The sequence below is a fragment of the Roseateles sp. P5_E11 genome (assembly GCF_054049355.1).
Genome location: NZ_JBFUMO010000005.1, coordinates 17132 through 41193, shown reverse-complemented (window position 1 = coordinate 41193; position 24062 = coordinate 17132). Strand labels below are relative to the sequence as shown.

The 24062-nt window shown below is 67.8% G+C and carries 21 protein-coding genes; 13 read left to right on the top strand and 8 right to left on the bottom strand.

The features are described 5' to 3' along the window. The 4 genes from ACXJKR_RS01065 to ACXJKR_RS01050 all read left to right on the top strand — a co-directional run. Positions 1 to 1873 (top strand): TonB-dependent receptor domain-containing protein (locus ACXJKR_RS01065; RefSeq protein ID WP_457320012.1); only part of this gene is annotated, 1873 nt, incomplete at its 5' end. A 45-nt stretch (positions 1874 to 1918) separates the two neighbouring features. Continuing rightward, complete coding sequence (locus tag ACXJKR_RS01060) at positions 1919 to 3172, top strand: MFS transporter (protein WP_082532879.1); 1254 nt, start codon at positions 1919 to 1921, stop codon at positions 3170 to 3172. After that, positions 3169 to 4740 carry an alpha,alpha-trehalase TreF gene (treF, locus tag ACXJKR_RS01055; protein ID WP_457320010.1) on the top strand — a complete coding sequence of 524 codons (1572 nt, stop codon included), beginning with the start codon at positions 3169 to 3171 and terminating at the stop codon, positions 4738 to 4740. The genes ACXJKR_RS01060 and treF overlap by 4 nt, the downstream gene beginning before the upstream one ends. Positions 4741 to 4809: 69 nt before the next feature. Next, a complete protein-coding gene (locus tag ACXJKR_RS01050; RefSeq protein WP_457320008.1) occupies positions 4810 to 5502 on the top strand; it encodes a CAAX prenyl protease-related protein in 693 nt (230 codons plus the stop codon). Between the two features lie 60 nt (positions 5503 to 5562). Here the strand turns inward: ACXJKR_RS01050 and ACXJKR_RS01045 are convergent, their stop codons facing one another. Then, the gene (locus ACXJKR_RS01045) at positions 5563 to 6522 is read right to left on the bottom strand and encodes a caspase family protein (RefSeq protein ID WP_457320006.1); all 960 of its coding nucleotides are present in this window, start codon (positions 6520 to 6522) and stop codon (positions 5563 to 5565) included. 226 nt (positions 6523 to 6748) lie between these two features. Beyond that, positions 6749 to 7519 carry a helix-turn-helix domain-containing protein gene (locus tag ACXJKR_RS01040; RefSeq protein WP_457320004.1) on the bottom strand — a complete coding sequence of 257 codons (771 nt, stop codon included), beginning with the start codon at positions 7517 to 7519 and terminating at the stop codon, positions 6749 to 6751. A 198-nt stretch (positions 7520 to 7717) separates the two neighbouring features. On the opposite strand from ACXJKR_RS01040, the gene ACXJKR_RS01035 reads away from it, so the two are divergent. The 7 genes from ACXJKR_RS01035 to ACXJKR_RS01005 all read left to right on the top strand — a co-directional run bounded on the left by ACXJKR_RS01035 (position 7718) and on the right by ACXJKR_RS01005 (position 13907). After that, entirely contained in the window at positions 7718 to 8185 is a 468-nt protein-coding gene (locus ACXJKR_RS01035; protein WP_056201340.1) for a YiaA/YiaB family inner membrane protein, read from the top strand. A 15-nt stretch (positions 8186 to 8200) separates the two neighbouring features. Then, positions 8201 to 8641 (top strand): hypothetical protein, encoded by a 441-nt coding sequence (locus ACXJKR_RS01030; protein ID WP_457320002.1) that lies wholly within the window; start codon positions 8201 to 8203, stop codon positions 8639 to 8641. After that, on the top strand, positions 8638 to 9423 hold the full coding sequence (locus ACXJKR_RS01025) for a DUF2145 domain-containing protein (RefSeq protein WP_457320000.1): 786 nt from the start codon (positions 8638 to 8640) through the stop codon (positions 9421 to 9423). Before ACXJKR_RS01030 ends, ACXJKR_RS01025 begins: the two co-directional genes overlap by 4 nt. Before the next feature lie 134 nt (positions 9424 to 9557). After that, positions 9558 to 11462, top strand: coding sequence for an MFS transporter (locus ACXJKR_RS01020; RefSeq protein WP_457319998.1), 1905 nt, complete (start codon positions 9558 to 9560; stop codon positions 11460 to 11462). Beyond that, positions 11459 to 11713, top strand: a complete 255-nt coding sequence (locus ACXJKR_RS01015) for a hypothetical protein (RefSeq protein ID WP_457319996.1) — start codon at positions 11459 to 11461, stop codon at positions 11711 to 11713. The genes ACXJKR_RS01020 and ACXJKR_RS01015 overlap by 4 nt, the downstream gene beginning before the upstream one ends. After that, entirely contained in the window at positions 11710 to 12450 is a 741-nt protein-coding gene (locus ACXJKR_RS01010) for a prolipoprotein diacylglyceryl transferase (protein WP_457319994.1), read from the top strand. Before ACXJKR_RS01015 ends, ACXJKR_RS01010 begins: the two co-directional genes overlap by 4 nt. Then, positions 12447 to 13907 carry a radical SAM protein gene (locus tag ACXJKR_RS01005; RefSeq protein ID WP_457319993.1) on the top strand — a complete coding sequence of 487 codons (1461 nt, stop codon included), beginning with the start codon at positions 12447 to 12449 and terminating at the stop codon, positions 13905 to 13907. Before ACXJKR_RS01010 ends, ACXJKR_RS01005 begins: the two co-directional genes overlap by 4 nt. Here ACXJKR_RS01005 and ACXJKR_RS01000 read toward each other — a convergent pair. From ACXJKR_RS01000 to tgt, 3 genes are all read right to left on the bottom strand, one after another. After that, positions 13873 to 14382: a hypothetical protein gene (locus tag ACXJKR_RS01000; protein ID WP_457319991.1), complete on the bottom strand. Its 510-nt coding sequence runs from the start codon at positions 14380 to 14382 to the stop codon at positions 13873 to 13875. The two genes, ACXJKR_RS01005 and ACXJKR_RS01000, sit on opposite strands and share 35 nt — an antisense overlap. Before the next feature lie 154 nt (positions 14383 to 14536). Next, complete coding sequence (gene cysC, locus ACXJKR_RS00995) at positions 14537 to 15091, bottom strand: adenylyl-sulfate kinase (protein WP_056200800.1); 555 nt, start codon at positions 15089 to 15091, stop codon at positions 14537 to 14539. A gap of 2 nt (positions 15092 to 15093) precedes the next feature. Beyond that, on the bottom strand, positions 15094 to 16221 hold the full coding sequence (gene tgt / locus ACXJKR_RS00990) for a tRNA guanosine(34) transglycosylase Tgt (RefSeq protein ID WP_457319989.1): 1128 nt from the start codon (positions 16219 to 16221) through the stop codon (positions 15094 to 15096). Positions 16222 to 16289: 68 nt separating this feature from the next. Between tgt and ACXJKR_RS00985 the strand changes: the two genes are divergently transcribed. Both ACXJKR_RS00985 and ACXJKR_RS00980 read left to right on the top strand, forming a co-directional pair. Next, positions 16290 to 17093 carry a substrate-binding periplasmic protein gene (locus ACXJKR_RS00985; RefSeq protein ID WP_457319987.1) on the top strand — a complete coding sequence of 268 codons (804 nt, stop codon included), beginning with the start codon at positions 16290 to 16292 and terminating at the stop codon, positions 17091 to 17093. A gap of 21 nt (positions 17094 to 17114) precedes the next feature. Beyond that, positions 17115 to 17720 carry an IMPACT family protein gene (locus tag ACXJKR_RS00980; RefSeq protein WP_457319985.1) on the top strand — a complete coding sequence of 202 codons (606 nt, stop codon included), beginning with the start codon at positions 17115 to 17117 and terminating at the stop codon, positions 17718 to 17720. Here ACXJKR_RS00980 and queA read toward each other — a convergent pair. The 3 genes from queA to ACXJKR_RS00965 form a co-directional block, all read right to left on the bottom strand. Then, positions 17672 to 18736, bottom strand: coding sequence for a tRNA preQ1(34) S-adenosylmethionine ribosyltransferase-isomerase QueA (queA, locus tag ACXJKR_RS00975; RefSeq protein ID WP_457319984.1), 1065 nt, complete (start codon positions 18734 to 18736; stop codon positions 17672 to 17674). The genes ACXJKR_RS00980 and queA overlap by 49 nt on opposite strands. Positions 18737 to 18912: 176 nt before the next feature. After that, on the bottom strand, positions 18913 to 21279 hold the full coding sequence (locus ACXJKR_RS00970; protein ID WP_457319982.1) for a YCF48-related protein: 2367 nt from the start codon (positions 21277 to 21279) through the stop codon (positions 18913 to 18915). A 284-nt stretch (positions 21280 to 21563) separates the two neighbouring features. Beyond that, positions 21564 to 23969 (bottom strand): YCF48-related protein, encoded by a 2406-nt coding sequence (locus ACXJKR_RS00965; protein ID WP_457319980.1) that lies wholly within the window; start codon positions 23967 to 23969, stop codon positions 21564 to 21566. Between the last annotated feature and the right edge of the window lie 93 nt (positions 23970 to 24062).

Here is a 24062-nt window from a genome sequence, read left to right as displayed (position 1 = left end):
ATGGAATGTCATGGTCGGCGGCTTCTGGCGCCAGAGCCAGGGGGTGCGCGACACGCAGTTCCCGGCCGACGAAGGCGGGCAGGCCAGCGTCGTGCTGAGCCGCAAGCTCGAAGGCGGCAGCCTGCAGCTCTATGCCCGCGCGCTGCGTGACCGCAATGCCTTCTTCACGGCCATTCCGGTCGTCGGCAGCACCGACGGCAAGAGCGCGTCCAGCTAYCCCGGTTTCGATGCGCTGAAGGACTACTTCTACGGCAACGAGCTGCGCAGCATCGTGCTGGAAACCGGCCGCGCGACGGGCCGCACCCTGCCCAACGGCAAGCCCGAGATCCAGCGCAGCACCGTCACCAAGGACCTGGCCGACGGCCGCGGCGCCGACGTGCAGACCTATGGTGCCAACCTCGACACCAAGCTGGGCGACTGGACGCTGACCAACAAGCTCAGCCACACCACCGGCGACACGCCAACCTATGCGTTGTTCTCCGGCGCGAATCCGCAGACGCTGTCGAGCTACATCACGTCCCAGGTCACCGCAGCCAATGGCGATGCGGCCGTCGTCGCAGCGGCCGGCCGCGCGGCGACGACCGGCACCGCCACCTTCACCAACGGCGGCGGCACGGTCGCCGGCAGCACGCCCGTCATCGTCAACGGCATGTGGGCCGTCGACAAGGCGCTGCGCTCGACCAGCAACGAGACCCGCCTGTCGCGCGAGATCGCGCCGGGCAACAACCTGACCGTCGGCCTGTATCTGGCCGGCTACAGCTCTCACGACGTGTGGACGCTGGGCCAGGCCCAGCTGATGACGGTGCAGTCGCATGCCCGCCTCATCGACGTGGCCCTGGACAACGGCGTCAAGGCCTCGCGCAACGGCTATGTCACGCCGCCGTTCTCCTTCAACCTCGACGCGAACTACAGCGGCAACACCCACGCCTTCTTCGTCGCCGACGAGTGGCAGCTGAGCAAGGAACTGCGCATCGACCTCGGCGCCCGCCGCGAGACCCAGCGCATCACCGGCACCATCGCCAACGTCAGCAGCGGCGACCTCGATGCCGACCCGACGACGATCTACAACAACAACCTCTCGTACTTCAACGGCACGAACACGCTGATCGACAGCAAGCTCAGCCGTTCGTCGTTCACCGGCGGTGCCAACTACGCCTTCAGCCGCGAGTTCAGCGCCTTCGTGCGCGTCAACAAGGGCCACCGCCTGCCCGACTTCGACGTGCTGCGCGGCCGCGGCGCCAACGAGACCAAGGATTCGGTCGAGGACATCACCCAGTACGAGATCGGCCTGAAGACCGCCACCAAGCTCTACAGCGCCTTCCTGACGGCCTACGCCAACAAGCTGACCAACTCGCAGACCCAGCAGTTCACCAACGCCGGCAATGTCGTGCTGCGCCCCAACAGCAAGGCCACGGGCGTCGAGTTCGAGCTGGCCCTGCGGCCTGGCTATGGCTTCGAGATCGCCGCGACCGGCAATTTCCAGGACGCCAAGTACAAGGACTTCCAGCAGTTCACCGGCAACCGCGTGGAGCGCGCGCCCAAGTTCCAGGCTCGCCTGACGCCGAGCTGGCAGACGCAGACCGGCTTCGGCCAGCTGCGCACGTTTGCCACCTTCAGCCACGTCGGCGAGCGCTTTGCGGACCAGACCAACACGCTCAAGCTGCCGGCCTACCGGACCATCGACGCGGGCGCCGTGTTCTCGATGGACAACGGCCTGGAGGTGCGCCTGACCGGCACCAACCTGACCAACAAGGTCGGCCTGACAGAAGGCAACTTCCGCGTGCCGGGCCAGGGTGCGGGCCAGGACGGCGTGTTCCTGGCGCGGCCGCTATTCGGCCGGGCCTACGAGCTGAGCGTCGGCTTCCAGTTCTGAGGAGGCGCCAAGATGGCGACGCCTGAACTTCAAGCCCCACTCGACATGACACAACCCACAACCCTCCCGGCGGTGCCCCTGTCGAGCGGCGGCCTGCGCATCAGGCTTGCCATCATCCTGACCTACATGCTGTTCGGCGCCCTGCTGAACAGCGTCGGTGCGGTCAACCTGCTGGTCGTGCAGACCCTCGGCGTGCCGCGCGCCGAGGCCGCGCTGCTGGACGCGTGGAAGGATCTGCCGATTGCGCTCACCTCCTTCCTGGTCGCCTCGCTGCTGCCGCGCCTGGGTCTGAAGCGGTCGATGCTGCTGGCCCTCGCGGCCGTCGGCGCGGCCTGCCTGGCGATGCCGGTGCTGTCGGCCTTCTGGGCGATCAAGCTGCTGTTCTGCACGCTCGGCGCGGGCTTCGCCCTCGTCAAGGTCTCGGCCTATTCCATGATCGGCCTGGTCACGCACGACCGCGCCGGCCATGCGCGCTTCACCAACCTGCTCGAAGGCCTGTTCATGGTCGGCGTGCTGGGCGGCTATCTGCTGTTCAGCCAGGCCGCGCATGCCGAGGGGCGAGGTTGGCTGCAGGTCTATCCGCTGCTGGCCGCGTTGGCTGCCGGTGCCTTCGTGCTGCTGCTCACCAGTCCGCTCGACGAAGGTCCGATCCAGTCCCCGAACACCAGCGTGCGCGAAGACCTGCTGGCGATGGCGCCGCTGCTGAAGATGGCCCTGGTTGTCGTCTTCCTGCTGTCGGCCTTCCTCTACGTGCTGATCGAGCAGGGCATCTCGACCTGGCTGCCCAGCTTCAACAACGAGGTGCTGCACCTGCCCACGGCGATGAGCGTGGGCCTCGCGGTCATCATGCCGGCGACGACGGCGCTGGGCCGCCTGACCAGCGCCGCCGTCATCGGGCGGCTGGGCTGGTTTGCCGTCGTCATCGCCTGCCTGGTCGGCATCGCAGCGCTGATCCTCATCACGCTGCCGCTGTCTCTGAACGTCGCACCGCTGGGCGCCGATGCTGGCTGGCTGAACGCCCCGCCCGCGGCCTATCTGCTGCCGCTGACCGGCCTGCTGCTGGCACCCATCTACCCCGCCATCAACTCGGCCATGCTGAGCGCTCTGCCGCAGCGCCAGCATGCGGCCATGACCGGCCTCATCGTCGTCTTTTCGGCCTTGGGCGGCACGCTGGGCAGCTTCGTCACCGGCCGCCTCTTCGTTGCCTTCGACGGCACCACCGCCTTCGGCCTGCTGCTCGTGCCCGTCACGGCCCTGGCCATCTCGCTCGCCCGGCTGCGCCGGCATCTCGCGTCATGACTTCCTCCTCCCAGCGCCCCGGCGACCTCTTGGCCGCCGCGCCCGCTCACGCCACCGCGCATAGCAGCGCAGCCACCCCGCACGAGCTCTACGGCGAGCTTTTCGTCGCCGTGCAGATGACGCGCGTCTTCGGCGACGGCAAGAGCTTTGTCGACGCCCGGCCCAAGACCCCGCCCGCCATGGTCCGTGCGCGCTTCGAGGTCGAGCGTCGCCTGCCGGGCTTCTCGCTCACCGACTTCGTCCACGGCCATTTCGTGCTGCCCGGCCATGACACCGCCGTTGGCCCGCGCCTGGGTGTGCGCGAACACATCCGCGCGCTGTGGCCGCTGCTGGTGCGCGAGCACCGCCAGGCCGAAGACGGCGAAAGCCTGCTCGCGCTGCCCAAGCCCTATGTCGTGCCAGGCGGGCGCTTTCGCGAGCTCTATTACTGGGACAGCTACTTCACGATGCTGGGCCTGGTGGCCGACGGCCGGTGCGACCTGGCCGAGGCCATGCTGGCCAACTTCGCCCACCTGATAGCGACCTACGGCTTCATTCCCAACAGCAGCCGCAGCTACATGCTGAGCCGCTCGCAGCCACCGTTCTTCTTCAGGATGGTCGAGCTGCTGCACGCCGACGACCCGGCCGCCGGCTTCGCGGCCCATCTGGACGCGTTGAAAACAGAACACGGCTTCTGGATGGCCGGCGAGGCCACGCTGGCACCCGGCCAGGCCCATCGCCGCGTAGCCCGCACCGCCGACGGCGCCTTGCTCAACCGCTATTGGGACGACCGCTGCACGCCGCGCGAGGAGAGCTGGCGCGAGGACGTGCTGACGGCCGAGGCCGCGACCGGCCGCACGCCGACAGACGTCTGGCGCGACCTGCGCGCCGGCGCCGAGAGCGGCTGGGACTTCTCCGGCCGCTGGTGCGCCGATCCCGCCGACATCGCGACGATCGAGACGACAGCGCTGGCACCCGTCGATCTGAACGCGCTGCTGGCCGGCTTGGAGAGCGCGATCGCCCTGGGTGCTGCGCGCAGCGGCGACACCGCCACGGCCCAGGCCTTCGAGGCCCGCATGGCCGCCCGCCGCCAGCTGCTGCAGACGCGCTTCTGGCGCGCCGATGCTGGCCCAACGGGTCACTATGCCGACCTGAACTGGCGGCAGGCCACCGACCCGCGCCCGCTGACGGCCGCCGCCCTCGTGCCCCTGTACCTCGGCATGGCCACCCAGCCGCAGGCCGACGCGATGGCCGCCCAGGTGCAGCGCCACCTGCTCGGCGCCAATGGCCTGTTGACGACGGCCCTCACGACTGGCCAGCAGTGGGATGCCCCCAACGGCTGGGCGCCGCTGCAATGGATGGCAGCCCAGGGCCTGCTGCGCTACGGCCATGCGGCGTTGGCCCGCGACATCGCCGAGCGCTGGTGCGCCAGCGTGCACCGCGTCTACCTCGCCACCGGCCGGCTGCTGGAGAAATACGACGTCGCCCAGGACAAGCCCGGCGGCGGCGGCGAGTACGAGACCCAGGACGGCTTCGGCTGGACCAATGGCGTCTTCGTCGCCTTCAAGGATGGCCTTCTTAGCCCCTAGTTCCGGTGCCCACCCCTGAGGCTTGGGGGGGCCCAGCGCCCTGAGTCGTCACGGCCTCGGGCTAAGCTGATGGCCGACATGCCTGCCGACACGCCCACGCTCAGCCCCGCCGCCCTCGCCCGTTGCATTCCCTTCTTCGTCTTCATGGCGCTGCTGGCGCTGCGTGGCTACCTGCCCGCCGAAATCGGCCTGGATGGACGTTGGATCTATGGCGCCCAGACTGTCATCGTCGGCGGCCTGCTGGCCTGGTACTGGCGCGGCTATGGCGAGCTGGTGCGGCAAAACCTGCCCGACGCGCGCGAGACCGGCTGGGCCGTGGTTGTCGGCATCGCCGTCTTCGCGATCTGGGTGCAGCTGGATGCGCCGTGGATGCAGCTCGGCTCAGCCACGGCCAGCTTTGTGCCGCTGGATGCCAACGGCCAGCTGATCTGGCCACTGATCGTGCTGCGCCTGGCCGGCGCAGCCCTGGTTGTGCCGGTCATGGAGGAGCTGTTCTGGCGCAGCTTCCTGATGCGCTGGGTGCAGCATCCTGGCTTCGAGCGGGTCAACCCGCAGACAGTCGGTGCGCGTGCCGTCGTGCTGTCCACCTTCGTCTTCACGCTGGCCCACACGCTGTGGCTGGCCGCCGTCGTCGCTGGCCTCGCCTACGCCTTGCTCTACCGCAGGAACGGCAAGCTGTGGAGCGCCGTCATCGCGCACGCGGTGACGAATGGGCTGCTGGGCCTCTGGGTCATTTGGACCGGGCGTTGGGAGTTCTGGTAAGGCTTGAGCCCCATCAAACGCTCCAGAGTCGCCGCACGGTAAATGCAGCAGAGCCGTGCGTCAGACGCTGAAGGGGCGTTGCGCTTCGAAGCCTGCGTTGGCCGCACCGACCACGTAGTAGTTAGGCGTCTGGCTGGGCGGCATGAGCCTGATGATGTCCCTGCAGAAAGACTCGTAGTCCCGCCCGTACTGGCCATCTGCCCAAACGCGCTTGAGCGTGCCGGTGAACAGGCCGTTGTCCATGCCGTCCATTGACAACTGGTTGTCCTGGCAGCCCGAGATCAGAATCACGCTGGCGCCGATGTTGGCCTTGTCAGCGGGGCCGCAGAGATACTGCAGCGAGTCATAGAAGTTTTTTCGCTCCTGGTAGACAGGCCATGCCCTTTCGAACGGGATCGCCTTGATCGCACCAGCAGGCGGGCTCAGCCCGGCCTGGCGAGGATTCGTCACCGCCATCATGCCCACTGCCTGCGCGACGAATTCATAGCGCGCCATCCTCGCGACCGTGCCGCTATGGCAGCTGTCGGACAGCACCACGATGCGCACGCCAGGCGCGAAGCGGGCCCACATCGCATACAGCTCGTCATCGATCAGCATGCGATCAAAGAGGCACCATGTTTCATCCAGGGCATCGGCCTCCTCGTCGTTCGCGTCCCCGAGCTGCCCGCCGTGGCCCGAGTAGCTCAGAATGAACAGGTCGCCCGGGCGCAATTGCTGCGCCGCGTCCGCAAGTTCCGCGAGTACACGCGCAGACGTCGCCTCCTGCGTCAGCAGCAAGGTGCCCGTGCAGCCGACGCCGGTCGCGATGGCCGCCATGTCCCGTGCATCAGCCTCGCAGGCAATCAGCGGGCCGGCCCAACCACCGTACTGCGCCGGATCGACGGCATTGAGCCCGATCGCCAGGTACCACCCGCGCGACGCAGGTCTGCCGCCGGGGCCTGCGGGCCTGTGCGATTGCGCCGGTCGTCGTGTGGCGTCCGACGGAGTCTGGGCGCCTTGCCATTGGTCAATGCCTGTCATGAGCTTCTCCCGCAAAGGTGGGCGCAGACTGTCCTTGCCCGGACGACGTTGTACGGTTCGGAGCGTCTGTTGAACTCGTCAAACTTGCGGAGGCCATTGCCGATGGACGCACCGCCGGGGGGCAATGCTTGCGAACATGCGTCGGAAACCCTAGCCAAAACAGGCCAGGCCGCGCGCAAGGCCGGCCTCGCCGAGCCTTATCCGGGAGCCTGATTCGGTCGTTTGCCTATCCAGCACGACCGGCGCGGCGCTGGCCCAGGCCCGGCCGCTCCAAGTCGCGGAACGCCTCGAAGATCCATGACCTCAGGCCAATGACCACGCTGTAGGGCCGCTTCTCAGAGGACGGCAGCTTCTGGTCCAGCAGATGCTGTCGGGCGAAGTCATCGGCCGTGCGCTGCAGCCGTTCGGCCAGCTCGCGCGCATGGCCGGCGCCGAACTCGCCATGCACCAGCGTCAGCAGCTCGCCTTCGCCATCGAAGCCGCCGGCGAAGAAATCGGCCATCACCCGCTCGCGGAAGAACTGCATGACCGGCCCCTGCGGCCGCCAGCGCAGCGTCTTGGCCACCTTGAGCTTGTAGCGGTTGTGCGGGCGCAGTTCGATGACGCCGAGACGGTCGAGCTGGGTCAGGGCCGCAACGGCGTCGGATTCGGCAATGCGATAGCGCGACAGCACGTCCTCGATGGCCCAGTGACTCAGGCAGCAGATGGCAACAAGCAGCAGCACGGGCGAGGCCACGACGGCACCCTCCTGCTCCAGTGTCAGCTCGCGCAAAGCCGGCGCCTGTTGCCCCAGGCGCGCGGCCAGCTCGGCGAACTCCAGCTTCAGCACGCGGCAGATCTCGTCCACACGCGACAGTGGCATCTCGCCGCCCGGCGCGAGCATGCGCTTCACGCTGGACTCCGACAGGTCCAGGGCCAAGGCCAGCTCGGCATAGCTCAGGCCCTGCGTCTTCAGCTCGGCCTTGATGAGGGCCACCAGCGATTGCGTGCTCGACATGAGGCGAGACGGTAGCGCATGACGACACCGGCGGCTCGGCGCCTGCGCGACACGGGTCCCCCTCGACCGTCGGGCAGTGTCATGAAGCGCTACTTTGCGGCGCTTGCCACGCGCCTTGGAACTATTCCCGAGGCCAGYCACCCCGGCTTCACGCAAGATCGCGGCCATCGCAACATTCGTTCACAAGAAGACACCCGCATGGCTCAAACCCCTTTCATCCGCCGCGACACCAACGCCTGGCGCCTGCAAGTCTGGATCTCCTTCGGCCTCAGCGTCACGCTGTGCGGCTCGGGGCTGGCCTGGCTGCCGGGGCAGGATCTGGACCGCGCCTTCATGGTCATGGGCTATGTGTTCTGCCTTTCCACCGCCTTTGCGCTGGCCAAGTTCATCCGCGACAACCAGGACCGCCAGGTCGACACGCCGATGTGGCGCCTCGTTGTCTGGTGCGGCTTCGCGCTCGCCATGGGCCTCACCGGCTGGGGCCTGTGGCGCATGGAGATCCAGCCCGTCTGGAAAGCCTACCTCGGCGTCTGCTGGCTCTACCTGATCTCCAACGTCTTCACGCTCGCCAAGATGCTGCGCGACGCCCACGATGCCGACATGCTCGAAGCCCGCATGCAGGGCCGCCGTGAAGCGGCTGCGCAGGCTGACGCCGCAGCCCAATAACCCAAGGAGCCTTTGATGAAGCGCCTGCTCGCCCTCTCCAGCCTGTCACTCGCCCTGGCCCTGCCCGCCCAGGCCCACAACAGCCCGTCCGAGGCCAGCGCGGTGCTGTCCCTGGCGCCCGTCGTGCTGTCGGTCGGCGCGGTCAGCGCCGGCGGCGTCGCACTCAGCGCCATCCCCGCCGGCATCCTGTCGGCCGGCGTGACGTTGGTGGTGGTGTCCGTCGAGGTCGTCGGCAGCGCGACGGTCTGGGTCCTGGAGCGCGCCTCCGACGGCGCCCGCATCAGCATCAAGGCCACCGGCAAGCTGGCCGAGGGCGTCGTCGTGTCCACCGGTGCGGCCGTCGTCGTCTCCGTCATCGGCGCGGGCACCCTGCTGTCCGCCGCCGGCGAGGTCATCGCCTTCATCCCCAATGAGATCGGCAAGGCCCTGCTCTACAACGAGCAGGTGAGCCGTTGAGGCAGGCCCTCGCCCTGGCCGGCGCACTGGCTGTCGCAACCGCCGCCCACGCCGGCCGGCCTTGCGAGGAGAAGCAGCCAACGGCGCGCCAGATCGAGCAGGGGCTCAACCTCGCCCAGGCCACGGCCCGCCAGCTCGATGCCAGCGGCGCCCAGGTCGTCGTCCTTGCCCGCGCGGGGCAGGACCTCTCCAAATACGGCCTGCAATGGTCCCACCTGGGCTTTGTGTACAAGGACACGACGCAGCAGCCGGCCGTCTGGCGCGTCATGCACAAGCTCAACAACTGCGGCACCGACCATGCGGCGCTGTATCGCCAGGGTCTCGGTGAGTTCTTCCTCGACAACCCGCACCGCTACCAGGCCGCCTTTGCCGTGCTCAAGCCTGAGTTGCAGCAGGCCTTGCTCCCCGTGCTGACGGACAACAGCCGTGTGGCGCGTTTCAACGAGCGCCGCTACAGCATGGTGGCCTATGCCTTCGGCACCACCTACCAGCAGAGCAACCAGTGGGTGCTGGAGACCCTGGCAGGCAGCGCCGGCTCCGGCATCTCCAATCGACGCGACGCCCAGGCCTGGCTGAAGTCCCAGGGCTACCAGCCTACCGACCTGCACCTGTCCACACTGACCCGCCTGGGCGGCCGCATGACCCAGGCCAACATCGCTTTCGACGATCATCCGAGCGCGCGTCGTTTCAGCAGCCATATCGACACCGTCACCGTGGATTCGATGTTCACGTGGATGCAGCGCGCCGGCCTGTCCCAATCACCCCAACTCGTCCAGCAATGACGGAATAGCCCACCCCCTACCGGCTTCGCCGGCCCCCTCAAGAGGGCACCGCCAGTGGACCGGCAAAGCCGGATCCACGGCAGTCACTGGGTGGTGCACCATGACTCGGCCCATCCCCCTCTCCGGAACAACGCATGTCTGATCCTCATTCGCATCCGAATCAATTTGCGCTGCTGGGCCAGCGCCGCTTCGCGCCCTTCTTCTGGACGCAGTTCCTCGGCGCCGCGAACGACAACGTCTTCAAGTTCGCGTTCACGCTGATGATCACCTACCAGCTGCAGCTGGACTGGCTGCCGTCCAAGATGGCGGGCCTGGTCATCGGGGCGCTGTTCATCCTGCCCTATGTGCTGTTCTCGGCCACCAGCGGCCAGCTGGCCGACAAGCACGACAAGGCCAGGCTGATGCAGCTCGTCAAGAGCCTGGAGATCGCCATCATGGTGATCGCGGCCTGGGGCTTCTACGCGGCCAATGTGCCGGCGCTGCTGGGATGCGTCTTCCTGATGGGCCTGCACTCGACGCTGTTCGGTCCGGTCAAGTACGCCTACATGCCGCAGCAGCTCAGCGAGCGCGAGCTGACCGGCGGCAATGGCATGGTGGAGATGGGCACCTTCGTCGCCATCCTGCTGGGGCAGCTGCTTGGCGGCATCCTGGTCGATACACCGGTCGTCGGTCCCCAGCACGTGGCCTGGGCCTGCCTGGCGCTGGCCGTGGCCGGCCGGGTCACCGCGCAAGCCATTCCCGCCAGCCCGTCGACCGACCCCGACCTCGTCATCAACTGGAACCCCTTCACCGAGACTTGGCGCAATCTGAAGATCGCACACGAAGGCCTGGCGGTGTTCCGCTCGCTGCTGGGCATTTCGTGGATGTGGTTCTTCGGCGCCGTGTTCCTGAGCAACTTTCCCGCGTTCGCGAAGGAAGTGCTGCATGGCAGCCCGCAGGTGGCGTCGCTGCTGCTGGCGGTGTTCTCCATCGGCATCGGCATCGGCTCGCTGATGTGCGAAATGCTGTCCAAGCGCCATGTCGAGATCGGCCTCGTGCCGCTCGGCGCCATCGGCATGAGCGTGTTCGCCATCGACCTCTATTTCGCCGCGAGCGGCCTGCCCGCCAGCGAGCCCTACAGCGTCAGTGCCTTCCTGGCCGTCACGGCGCACTGGCGCGTGCTGGCCGACCTGACGCTGCTGGCGCTGTTCGCCGGCCTGTACAGCGTGCCCATGTATGCGCTGATCCAGCTGCGCGCCCAGCCCAGCCACCGTGCCCGCATCATCGCGGCCAACAACATCCTGAACGCGGTCTTCATGATCGCCAGCTCGGTCATCGCCGGCGCCATGCTGGGCGCGGGCCTGACCATCCCGCAGATCTTCCTGGCGGTCGGCATCGCCAACGCGGTCGTCGCGTTCTACATCTTCCTCATCGTGCCGGAGTACCTGCTGCGCTTCGCTGCCTTCGTGCTGACGCGCATCGTCTATCGCTTTCGCGTCGTCAACGACGAGCGCATCCCGACCACCGGCCCGGCCGTGCTGGTCTGCAACCACGTCAGCTTTGTCGACGCCGTGCTGCTGATGGCCGCCAGCCCTCGGCCCATCCGCTTCCTGATGGACGCGCAGATCTTCCGCATCCCCGTGCTCGGCTGGATGTTCAAGCTCGCCAAGGCCATTCCGATCGCGCCGCAGAAGACCGACCCGGCCACCTATGAAGCCGCCTTCGCGGCCGCCCGGGCCGTGCTGGCCGATGGCGAGATGGTCTGCATCTTCCCCGAGGGCGGCATCACGCGCGACGGCGAGCTGCAGCCTTTCAAGGGCGGCGTCATGAAGCTCATCGAAGGCATGCCCGAGGTGCCCGTCATCCCGATGGCGCTGGGCAATCTGTGGGGCAGCTATTTCTCGCGCGTCGAGGGCGGCAAGGCGATGGTCAAGCCGATGCGGCGCGGGGTGTGGAGCCCGGTCAGCCTGACAGTGGACCGGCCGATGCCGATGGCCACCGTGTCGCCTGATGGCCTGCGCACCCGCGTACAGGCGCTGCTGGCCGGAGCAGCGTCATGAGCGAGGACGTCAACCCCGTCGGACGGGCATCGCTCATCCTCGTGCTGATCGTGGCCACGCTGGGCTTTGGCGCAGCAGGCCTGTGTGGCGCGGCCTTCACGCTGATGTCGCTGCCCGACATGTTCTCCAACAGGGCTGAGAACTATGCGGGCGCCATACTCGTCATCGCGGTGCCCAGCCTGCTGATCGGCGGCGGCCTGACCTGGTGGTGCGGGCGGGCGCTATGGCGGCAGTTCAAGCGCCAGCCTTGATCGCCGACGCCACCACAGCCGCCTGGGTTCACAGCGCTTTTGCCTACGCGGGCATGGCCATCGGCGCGGCGATGTGGCGCGCCACGCTGCGGCGCCAGCCCACCGGCGGCGCGCTGGCACCAGGCAACTTTGGCGTGCTCGTCGGCCTGTTGATCGGCGCGGCTCTGGGCAACAAGCTCGTCTTCCTCATCGAGCGGCCGGACGTGGCGCTGGCCATCTGGCAGGGCCAGGCCCTCGCGCCTGGCCAAAGCATCGTCGGCGGCCTGCTGGGCGGGCTTCTTGGCGTGGAGATCGCCAAGAAGCTGACCGGCCAAACCCGCAGCACCGGCGACGCCATGGTGCTTCCCATCGCCGTCGGCCTCGCCATTGGTCGCATCGGCTGCTTCCTCGCCGGCCTGCATGACGACACCTACGGGCTGCCGACGGCGTTGCTCTGGGGCGTGGACTTCGGCGACGGCATCCCGCGGCACCCAACCCAGCTCTACGAGATCGCCGTCGTGCTGGTCCTCGGCATCACGCTGAGCCGCGCGCGCTTCACCACACCCGGCCTGGCCTTCAAGCTCTTCCTGAGCGCCTACCTGCTGTGGCGCTTCGCAGTCGAATTCCTCAAGCCCGTGCCGGTCCCTTATCCGCTCGGCCTGTCCGGCATCCAATGGACCTGCCTCATCGCGCTCGCCGTCTACACCCCCATCGTGCTGCGCGCCTGGCGCCGGCCGCCCTTGCTCGCCACGCCATGACCCGCAAAGTCCGTCCCTACCTGTTCTACGACACGACGCAGTCCGTCTGCACGACCTGCCTGCGCCCTGTCGAAGCCAAGATCGTCATCAAGGACGATCACGTCTACATGGACAAGTGGTGCCCCGCGCACGGCACCGAGCGCGTGCTGGTCAGCGACGACGCGGCCTACTACCGGCAGTGCCGCGAGGTGTTCGTCAAGCCACCAGAGATGCCGCAGAGATTCGCGACGCCGATGAAGTACGGCTGCCCCTATGACTGCGGCCTGTGCCCCGACCACATGCAGCACAGCTGCCTGTCCCTCATCGAGATCAGCGACCACTGCAATCTGCGCTGCCCGACCTGCTATGCGGGCTCAGGCCCCGAGCGGCTCAGCCACCGCACGATGGAGGAAGTCATCGCGATGCTGGACGCCGTCGTGGCCAGCGAGGGCGAGGCCGACGTCGTGCAGATCTCGGGTGGCGAGCCGACGCTGCACCCGCAATTCTTCGACATCCTCGACGCTGCCAAGGCCCGGCCCATCAAGCACCTGATGGTCAACACCAACGGTCTGCGCATCGCCCAGGACGAAGCCTTTGCCGAGCGGCTGGCCGGCTATGCACCGGGGCTGGAGGTCTATCTGCAGTTCGACTCGCTGCGGCGCGAGGCGCTGATGGACCTGCGTGGCGCCGACCTGCGCGGGCCGCATGACGCTGCGCTGGCCAGGCTGGACGCGCTGGGCATCTCGACCACGCTGGTCATGACCGTCAAGCGCGGTGTGAACGACGACGAGATCGGCGACGTGATCCGCCACGGCCAGAGCTATGCCTGCGTACGCGGCGTGACGCTGCAGCCCATCCAGAACGCCGGCCGCGTCGAGGCCTACGACGCCGCGAAGCACCGCCTCACCGTCAGCGAGCTGCGCCGCCGCATCGCCGAGCAGAGCGGTGTGTTCACGCTGGCCGACGTGCTGCCGGTGCCCTGCAACCCCGACACGCTGGCGATGGCCTACGCCTTGCGCGGCCCGAACGGCCTGGTGCCCCTGACCCGCTTCCTCGACGCCGCCACGCTGCTGTCCGGCGACCGCAGCACCATCGTCTTCGAGGGCGACCCGGCGCTGAAGGCCTCGGTCTTCAAGCTGTTCTCGACCAACCACTCGCCCGAGAGCCAGTCCAACTGCCTGTCCGAGCTGCTGTGCTGCCTGCCCAAGATCGACGCGCCCCAGCTCAGCTATCGCGACGTCTTCCGCGTGCTCATCGTTCAGTTCATGGACGCCCAGTCGCTGGACATCCGCGCGCTGAAGAAGAGCTGCATCCACATCGCCAGGCCGGACGGCCGCATGGTGCCCTTCGAGGCCTACAACCTGTTCTATCGCGACGAGCGCCAGACCGAGCTGGCTCACATCCGCGCCGAGATCGATGCGCAGCGCGAGCAGCGCCTGCACTTCAAGCCGAAGGCGGTTCCACTCGTGCGCGCCTGAACAACCGCTTCACCCTTAGCTTGATCGCCCGCGCGGTACGCCAGGCCGAGCTGGCCCGCACCCAGGCCAGCAGCTCCGTCTTCCAGGCCGTCCAGCGGGTGTAGAAGCGGGCGAACCACGGCAGCTGCATCAGCGCCGGCTGGATGRGCTGGAACAACCATGCCAGCAGCGCCGTGCCCAGCAGTTTGGCCGCAACGACGATGCCCACGCCCAGCATGACGTGGCCCTCGGCCACCAGCCAGACGGCAGCCAGCTTGATCGGCAGGATCAGCAGGCTGGGCAGCACCAGCACGACGAAAGCCCAGCGCGGCGGCAGGCGCTGGAGCAGGGCCTCGAACTGGCGGATGAGCGGCAGCTTGGCCAGCAGCGCGAAGACGCGCCGCAACGGCTCCCAACCCCATTCCTCGAACAGGATGAGCAGGGCCAGGACGACGCGGATGAGCCAGCGCAGCGGAGCGAGCATCGACTTCAACATGGTCGGGGATCATGCCAGGGCGACGACGCAGTGCCAGAATCCCGGCGGCCCGTTGCGCCGGCCCGATTTCAGGCCATGGACGACCCGGTTTTTCCAGCTGCGTGACACCCCCACCGGGGATCTGTCCGCCGGGCAAGGGTGACGCAGGCGATCGCTAGCCGCTGATGACGCCGGCCGCGCGCAGATGCTCGAATGCCACGGCGGCGGCCTCGTCCGGCGACAGCGTGGCGGTCTGCAGGTGCAGCTCGGGCGACACCGGCGGCTCATAGGGCGAATCGATGCCGGTGAAATCCTTCAGCAGGCCGGCGCGGGCCTTTCGGTACAGCCCCTTGGGATCGCGCGACTCGGCAACGGCCAGCGACACGTCCACGTAGACCTCGAAGAACTCACCCGGTGCGAAGCGTTCGCGCACCGCCTGGCGGTCGCGCCGGAAGGGCGAGATCAAGGCCACGATGACGATCAGGCCCGCATCGGCCATCAGCCTTGCGACCTCGCCCACGCGGCGCACGTTCTCGGCCCGGTCTTCGGCGCTGAAACCGAGGTCGCGGTTCAGGCCGGTGCGCAGAACGTCACCGTCAAGCAAGCAGGTGAGCAGGCCATGGGCACGCAGGCGTTGATCAAGCCGACCGGCCAGCGTGGACTTGCCGGCGCCCGACAACCCTGTCAGCCAGACCACCGCGCCGCCAGGACGTTCCACTGCGGCGCTCATGTTCAGATGCCGCGCGCCCGATCGGCGTGGAACTGCACCCGCCAGGCCTCAAAGCGGCCCGCATCCAGCGCGTCGCGCATCTCCTGCATCAGGTTCAGGTAGTAGTGCAGGTTGTGCACGCTGGTCAGCATCGGGCCTAGCATCTCGCCACAGCGGTCCAGGTGGTGCAGATAGGCGCGGCTGAAGCCCTTGCAGCATTCGCAGCTGCAGGTCTCGTCGACCGGCTTCTCGTCGGCCTTGTAGCGGGCATTGCGCAGACGCAGGTCGCCAAAGCGCGTGAACAGATGGCCGTTGCGCGCATTGCGGGTGGGCATCACGCAGTCGAACATGTCGATGCCCTGGGACACGCCTTCGACCAGGTCCTCCGGCGTGCCCACGCCCATCAGATAGCGCGGCTTGTTCGCCGGCAGCTGGTGGCCGGTGTGTTCCAGGATGCGCTGCATCTCGGCCTTGGGCTCGCCGACTGACAGGCCGCCGATGGCGTAGCCCGGCAGGTCCAGTTCGGCAAGGCCCGCCAGCGACGCGTCGCGCAGGTTGGTGAACATGCCGCCCTGCACGATGCCGAACAAGGCGTTCGGGTTCTCAAGGCGGTCGAACTCGGTGATGCAGCGCCTGGCCCAGCGCAGGCTCAGCTCCATCGAGGTCTTCGCCTCTCGCTCGGTCGTCAGCACGCCCTTGCTCTCGTAGGGCGTGCATTCGTCGAACTGCATGACGATGTCGGAATTGAGGATGGTCTGGATCTGCATGCTGACCTCGGGGGTCAGGAAGAGCTTGTCACCGTTGACGGGCGAGGCGAACTTGACGCCCTCCTCGCTGATCTTGCGCATGGCGCCCAGGCTCCAGACCTGGAAGCCGCCCGAGTCGGTCAGGATGGGCTTGTTCCAGCTCTCGAAGCGGTGCAGGCCGCCGAACTGGGTGACGACGTCCAGGCCCGGCCGCATCCAAAGGTGGAAGGTGTTGCCCAGGATGATCTGCGCACCCATCTCCTGCAGCGAGCGCGGCGTGACGCCCTTGACCGTGCCGTAGGTGCCCACGGGCATGAAGATGGGCGTCTGCACGACGCCATGGTTGAGCGTGAGCGTGCCGCGGCGGGCGCGGCCTTCGGTCTTGAGGAGGTCGAACTTCAGCATGGGGGCGCGATTGTCGCAGCCGGCCGGGGCTGGACGCGAAGCTGCCGAACCGCCACCATCGGCCCATGATGCGCGCATCGCTCCAGCCGCTGATTGCAGGCCTGCTACTCGCCCTGATAGGGGAGCAGGCGRCCGCCCAGGCCTGCGGCCCGTACACAGCGGCGCTCTACCCCTATGCCCGCTTCTATTACGAAGACCCGCATACCGGGCCCGCCGGCATCGACAAGGACATGTTCGACGAGCTGGCGCGCCGTTCGGGCTGCCAGTTGCGGCTGGTGGTCGAGTCGCGCGTGCGCATCTGGGACCAGATGCGGCGCGGTGGCGTGCAGCTGACGCTGTCGGCGCTGGTGAGCCCGGAGCGCCGCGAGATCGCCGAACTGGTGCCCTATGCCCAGGGCCGCTACCAGGTGCTGATGCGCCGCGAGCTGGCGGCGCGCACCCCGACCATCGCCGCCTTCGAGGCCAACACCGAGCTGCGGCTGCTGGACGTGCGCGGCTATGCCCATGGCCCGACCATCGACGCCTGGGTGCAGCGCATGCGCAACCAGGGGCGCCTCGTTGAGGCCGGCGACTTCAAGACCGCCACTCGCATGCTCAAGGCCGGCCGCGCCGACGCCCTGCTGGCCCTGCCCAGCGGCTGGGGCATCGCCATGGCCGCCTTCGACGACCCGGACGAACTCGTTCCTGTGGACGTCACACCCACCGAGCGCAATGCCGTCGCGCTGGCCATGGTGCGCAGCATGCCGGAGGACGACCGCCAGCGGCTGCGCCGCGCGCTGCAGGCCATGCTGGCCGAGGGCAAGGTCCACGAGATCCTGCGTCGCCATCTCGGCGACAAGGGCGCCCGAGCTGCGGCCTATACGGGTGACTGAGCACGGGACAATCCCCGCCACATGTCCCTGACCCTCGCGGCACCTGCCGAACACGAACTCGTCATCAAGAAGAGCCGCTTCCTCGGCCGCGTCGAGCCGTGCGCCGATCGCGCGGCCGCCCTGGTCCGGGTCGCCGAGCTGCGCGCCGCCCACCCCGGCGCGGCCCATGTCTGCTGGGCCCTGCTCGCCGGCGGGCATTCGGCCGCCAACGACGACGGCGAACCCGGCGGCACCGCGGGCCGGCCCATGCTGGACGTGCTGCGCCACCAGGGCCTGGACGGCGTGCTGGCGACCGCCGTGCGCTACTGGGGCGGCGTCAAGCTCGGCGCCGGCGGGCTGGTGCGGGCTTACACCGACTGCATCGCCCAGGCCTTGCTGACTGCCGACAAGATCGAGCGCGTGGCCCAGGTGGAGCTGGGCTGCGAGCTGCCCTATGAGCTGGAAGGCCGGCTCCGGCGGCTGGCCGAGCAGCATGGCGCGCAGCTCGTGGACGCGCGGCACGAGGCGCGCGTGACCATGCGCTTCGCGCTGCCCGTAACTTCACGCGCGGCATTCGTGGCGGCGGTCGACGAGGCGGCTCAAGGTCGCGTTGCTTGGGCGCGCGAAAGCAGCATCGCATCGCCATAGCTGAAGAAGCGGTAGCGCTCGGCAATCGCATGGGCGTACAGCGCCTTGATGCGCTCGTAGCCGGCAAAGGCGCTGACCAGCATCATCAGCGTGCTCTTGGGCAGGTGGAAATTGGTGACGAGGCGGTCCACCACGCGGAACTCGAAGCCCGGCGTGATGAAGATGTCGGTCTCGCGCGCGCCGGCCTCGAGTTGGCCACCCCGCGCCGCCGATTCGAGGGCACGCAGCGTCGTCGTGCCGACGGCAACCACCCGGCCGCCTCGCGCGCGGCAAGCGGCGACGGCATCCACCGTCGCCGGCGGCACTTCGAACCATTCGCTGTGCATCTTGTGGTCGGCCAGTTGCTCGACGCGCACCGGCTGGAAGGTGCCGGCCCCCACGTGCAGGGTCACATGCGCGGTCGCGACGCCACGTTCGGCCAGCCGGGCCAGCAGGGCCTCGTCGAAATGCAGGGCCGCGGTCGGCGCAGCGACGGCGCCGGGCTCCTTGGCAAACACCGTCTGGTAGCGGCGCAGGTCGTCTTCGCCGTCGGCATGGGCGATGTAGGGCGGCAGCGGCACATGGCCGTGCGCCTCCAGCAGCGTGAAAGGATCGCCGGCGAAGCGCAGATGGAAGAGGCCGTTGTCGGGCCCGCAGCGGCCCAGCACCTCGGCGTCGAACGCGTCGGCAAAGCGCACACGGCTGCCGGGCTTGGGGCTCTTGCTGGCGCGCAGGTGCATCCAGACTTCCTGCGTGCCGGGCAGCACCCGCTCGACCAGGGCCTCGACCGACCCGCCAGTAGCTTTGATGCCGAAAAGGCGTGCCTTGATGACCTGGGTGTTGTTGAACACCAGCAAGTCGCCCGCGTTCAGGAGCCCCGGCAGCTCACGGAACACGCGGTCTACATGCATCGCGCCAGTTGCGTCGAGCAGTCGCGAGCCGCTGCGCTCGGGTGCCGGGTGCTGGGCGATCAGCTCTGGCGGAAGGTCGAAGTCGAAGTCGGCGACCGTGAAGGCCGGCGCGGCGGGCGCTTGCATCGTGAGTTGAGGGCCGGACAGACCCGGGCCAGGAGAGTGGGCAGCGATTGTCCCTGACCGCCACGCGTTGTTCGCGGCCATCTCCCGCTCTCGCCCCCCGGACCTTCAAACGAACGAAGGGCTGCATCTGAGTTTGATTGGCCCTCGAAGTGGCCAATCAAATCGGTGCTGGGAACTCAGTTGCCGCCGTTCCCCGTCGCCAAAACGAGACCGCCCTGGCCCGTGATCCAGGCCGTGTTCAAGTCAGCCGCCTGAATGGTATAGAGCGGGAGCGTGGTGCCGCTGGCTTGTTGGCGCCAGGTCTTGCCGCCGTCCTGGGTGGCCAGGATGACGCCCGCATCGCCGACGATCCAGCCGACTTTGGCGGTGGCGAACCTGATATCGCGCAGCGTCGTGTTGCCGGTCGCAAGCTTGACCAGCGTCCATTTCGCGCCACTGTCTTCTGACTTCAGCAGCGTGCCTTCGGCCCCCACTGCCCACGCGGTCTTGCCATCGGAAAAGGCGACTGCGTTCAGCTGGCTGTACGTGCCGGTGTACATCGCGTTCCAGGTGCCTCCGGAGTCGGTGGAGACATAGACGCCGCCGTTGCCGCCGACCGCCACCCAGGCCTGGTCTCCGAAGCGCAACGAGACCACGCCGCTGGGTAGCGCCAATTCCGTCCAGGTCTTGCCGCCATCCTTGGTGAATGCGGCTTGCGCGCCGCCATAAAGGCGTTGCGACCAGCCAAGGTTCTCGTTGACGAAGTAAAGCCCGCTGTAGTAGACGCCCGCCGCGATCGGTGCGGCCGACCAGTTCTGCCCCGCGTCCGTCGACTTGTACAAACGGCCGTCGGCACCGACCAGCCAACCGGTGGTCTTGCTGACGAATTGCACCGCCCGCGCCGTGCCGAAGTTCGTACTCGTGAGCTGCCAGGTGGCACCGCCGTCCTTCGTCGTGAACGCCCGGCCGACCGGGTCGGTCATGAAGCCGTTCTTGCCATCGGCAAATGCCAGTGCGGCCTGCTGGCCGTAGCCGGTGTCGGAGGCCGCAACCACCTGGGCCCAGCTCTGCCCCCTGTCCTTGCTCAGGTAGGTTGCACCGGAGTTGTCCGTAACGAGCAGCGTGTTGGCATMGACACGGCGCAGGCTGTTGCTGTTGACGTTCAACGAGCTTTGCCCTGGGTTGCTCAACTTCTTCCACGTCTGGCCGGCGTCCTCGCTCAGCCACGTGTCGGACGAGGTCGTTGTCGCGACATCGTTTCCGCCAAGCGACACGAATCCGTAGTAGTACGCGCCGTTCACGGGGCCTGCCAACGGAGTCCAGGTCGCACCACTGTCCGCGCTACGCATCACGCCGCTGTTACCGCTGGCGGTCAGCGTCTTGCCATCGGCGGAGATGCCGAGCAGGCGTTGAACGCCGGTCGTCGTGCCCGCGTTCCGAACCTCGACCTTGGACCAGGTCGCACCGCCATCCACCGTCGTGTAGAAGTTTTCGAAGTTGGTGTACGTGTACGAGGTGTAGTCGAAGGTCGAACTCCGGGTGAAGACCGCCGCCTGCAGGTCGCCTTGGGCTACCAGGCTGGTGGTGTCGAAGTAGTAGCTGTTTGCAGGCGTCTTCAGGTCCAGCACTTGCGAGTAGTTCTGACCCCCGTTGCTCGACACGCGCACGCTGTAGCCATTGCCGTTCTGTACGCTCCAGAACTTGCCGGTCGACGTGATCGCATGAGGAACGGTGCTCATGGCACGCCACGTCACGCCACCGTCCGGGCTGCCATAGATGGTGCCGTAATAGCTGCCCGTACCATCGGCGAGTCGGCCAACATAGACCGCCTTGGCGTCCACGATAGTGATGGGGCCCTGGTCGTAGCCGTACGAGGCGTCGCCGGCCTTGGCCACGTTCCAGGTGGCGCCGCCGTCTGTCGTGCGAAGCATGGCGCCGAATGCGCCGGTGGCCCAGCCTGTGTTGGCATCGAAGAACTTGATGCCRTAGATGGTGGCGCTGATGCCGGAGTTCTGGCGCACCCACGTTGAACCACCGTCGGTGGTCTTGAAGATCTCACCGTTGTCGCCAGCGCGCCAACCGGTGGTGGCATTCAGGAAGAACACCGTGTTGACACGATTGCCGGTCGGCCTGGGGTTCTGCCAGCACCAGCCGGTATTCGACGACCCGGTGCAGTCCAGCCCGCGCACGTTGGCGACGTTGGTGATCGACACCTTCGTGCGCGTTTCGCGGCTGCTGCCGGCTTCGTTGGTGACCTTGAGCACCACCTCGAATTCGCCGCCGCTGGCGAAACTGTGGCTGGGCGCTGCCTCCGTGCTGGAGGCGCCGTCGCCAAAGTCCCACTGGTACTTGAGCCCGGTGAGCGCACTGGCGGAATTGCCGAACGCCACCGCGGTGGCCGACTCGACCGTGCCCGGCGCGGTGATGGCGAGGTTCTCGGGAATGGCCGTCGGGCCGGGCGGCGGCGGCGGGCTGTCACTGCCGCCTCCACCACAAGCGGTCAGCGCCGCAGCGGCCAGCAGGCCCAATCCCAATGCGCGCACGCGCAGCGTCAACTTCTGCATCGCAGTTCCTCCCTGCCCTCAATCTGGGCTGTTTTTCGGCCGCGATTGTGAAGGAAAAGAATGACGTTCCGCGCGCGCCCCGCTCGGATAGGGGGTCAGCCCGGGACGTGATTCCTACCACCGCACAATGCCGGCCATGTTTGGGGCTCCAACCCAGCCCCGCCCCGTTGCCAGCAAGTCCGCGCAGGGACGAATCCGGCACGCCGGGTCGGCCGCCGGGCCGCCCCAAGGTGGACCCCGCCCCCTCGGGGGGCAGGGCGTCAACAGGCGTCCGCAGGGGGGCCTTACTGCCCGCCCGAGCCCGTGGCCAACAGGCTGTTCCAGGCCCCGCTGACCCAGGCGGTCTTCGGGTCCAACACGAACACCTTGGCCGGGCTGCGTGGGATGTTCGGGTAGGGCTGCGCTCGCCACGTCGCGCCGCCATCCGTGGTGGCCATGATCGCTCCGGTGCACACCACCCAGCCCACCTTGCTGCTGGCAAAGGCGATGTCCTTCGCCGCACCCGGCGCGCAGGGCAACGCCATCGGGGACCAGGTCGCGCCGCTGTCCTGAGACTTCAGCAGCGCGGTGCTGCCCATGGCCCACAGCGTGCCGGGGTCCGAGACCACCAGCGTCGCCAGGGTCTCAAYGGTGGCCGCGGGCGCCGCCGTCCAACTCGTTCCGTTGTTCTGCGACGTGGCCAGCAAGCCCCGCTCGCCACTGGCCACCCAGCCCCCGCTTGCCGTCCGCCGCAAGTCGTAGGTACCGCTGGGCACCGGCAATGCCTGCCAGGTCTGGCCGCCGTCCTGGGTCACCTGGAAGGTGTAGCCGCGCTCGCTCTCCAGGGGCGGGCTGCGGTAGGGGAAGGGCATGCGGATCCAGCCGGTCTTGTCGTTCTCGAAGCGGAAGTCCACGGCATACCCGGGTCGCGTGCTCGCCACCACCCAGGTCTGGCCGCCATCCTGCGTGCGGTAGAGCGTCGTGACCTGGGTTGCGGCGTCGTATTTCGAGAACCAGCCGAACTTGTCGTTGACGAACTGGATCTTGAGGGCGCCCGGCAGAACGCCCTGGCTGACCAACTTCAGGGTCTTGCCGCCATCACTGGTTTCCCGAGCCATGCCGAAGCTGTCGATGACGAAGCCGTGCCGGGCGTCGCGCATGGCCACGATGGGAGGTTGGAGGTAGTAGTAGAAATCTTCCGCGAAGGTGCCGATGCTCCAGAAGCGTCGGTCCCAGGCGCTTCCTCCCGACTCGCTGAACCACAGGTTGCCATTGAGCACATACGTCAGGTTGGTGGACCCAGGCTGGACCTGCAGCTTGCCGAATTGAAAACCCTTGCCTGCAGGCGAAGAAAAGCTGGAGAAGTTCTTGCCGCCATCCCGCGAGAGATGCACCACGCTCGGGTTGGCGTCCCTGGCGAAGGCCAGTGTGTCGCCGTCCTTCAATACGATGAACTCGGTGATGTCCTGAATCTCCGGCACCGCAGCCCAGGTCTTGCCCGCATCGTTGCTGCGGAAAGTGCTCACGTAGGAACCCAGGAGGGTTTTCCCATCGGCCGAGATGCTGCGCGGTGACAGGCCAAAGCAATCGAATGCCGCTGCACTGACGCAGCCCGCCGGCTGACGCTGCCAGCTGGCGCCGCCGTCAACCGTGGTGCTGATGGTGGTCTTGATCTCCACCAACTGCCCCTGCGCGTCGTTGATGCGCTCGTGGGTGAACAGGGCGGCGGACAAACCGGCGGGATGCACCACCAGCCGCGTCTGGCCCCGCGTGGTCGCCAGGCCGGCCCGGGCGAAATCGAGCACGGTCGTGCGTGTCACACCGGCATCGGCCGTGCGCTCGACGGACTCTTCGTTCAGCCACCAAGCGACCGCGCCGCCGGTCACGTGGGTCGGTGCAGGCGAGAGCTTGCGCCAGCTCGTCCCGCCGTCGGCGGTCACGTAGGCCTCGGTGGGCGCCGCGGCGGGCCAGAAGTAGGCCGTGCTGCCCGAGACGACCTGGAAGCTGCCGGCGGGGTTGGCCACGCCCGCCTGGACACGAACCTCCGCCCAGGTCCGCCCGCCGTCGACGGTGCGCAGTGCCAGGCTGTTTGCCCCCAGCACCCAGCCCACGTTGGCGTCGAAGAAGGTCACCGTCTTGAAGCCGCCCTTGACTGGCGGCGTCTGCGTCTCCCAGTTGAGGCCACCATCCGCCGTCTTGAAGATGTCGCCGGCGCTGGTCACCGCCCAACCCAGGTTGGCATCCAGCAAGAAGCTGTCGGCCAGYGCCCCGGCCGGCCGTGGGCTCTGCACGCACCAGCCGGTGGATGACGCGCCCGAGCACGTCAGGCCCTGCACATTGGCCAGGTTGGTGATGCTCACCGTGGACCTGGCCTCTCGCTTCTGGCCCGCCTCGTTGCTGAGCGTGAACACCACGTCGAAATCGCCACCCTTGGCATAGCCGTGGCTGGGCGCGACCTCCGAACTCTGGGCGCCGTCGCCGAAGTCCCAGCGGTAGCTGTAGCCCGCCAACGGCGCCGCAGAGCTGCTGAACTTGACGGCGCTAGCCGATTCGGACGACGCAGGCGCCGTGATCGTGACGCTGTCGGGCAGCGCGGTCGCCTGTGGCGGCGGCTCACCCGCGCCTCCGCCGCCGCCACACCCGGCAACCAGCGCGCTCGCGAGGAGCCACCCATACCCGAGCCGATGCCGGGCGAATAGTCCGTCAATCATGTCTTATCTCCCTCTACGTCCCATGTTACTCAGGCTCAGCGTTAGTCCGCCCCACGAAACGGTAACGACTTGGCAGCCCGCGCGCAGCGCGCA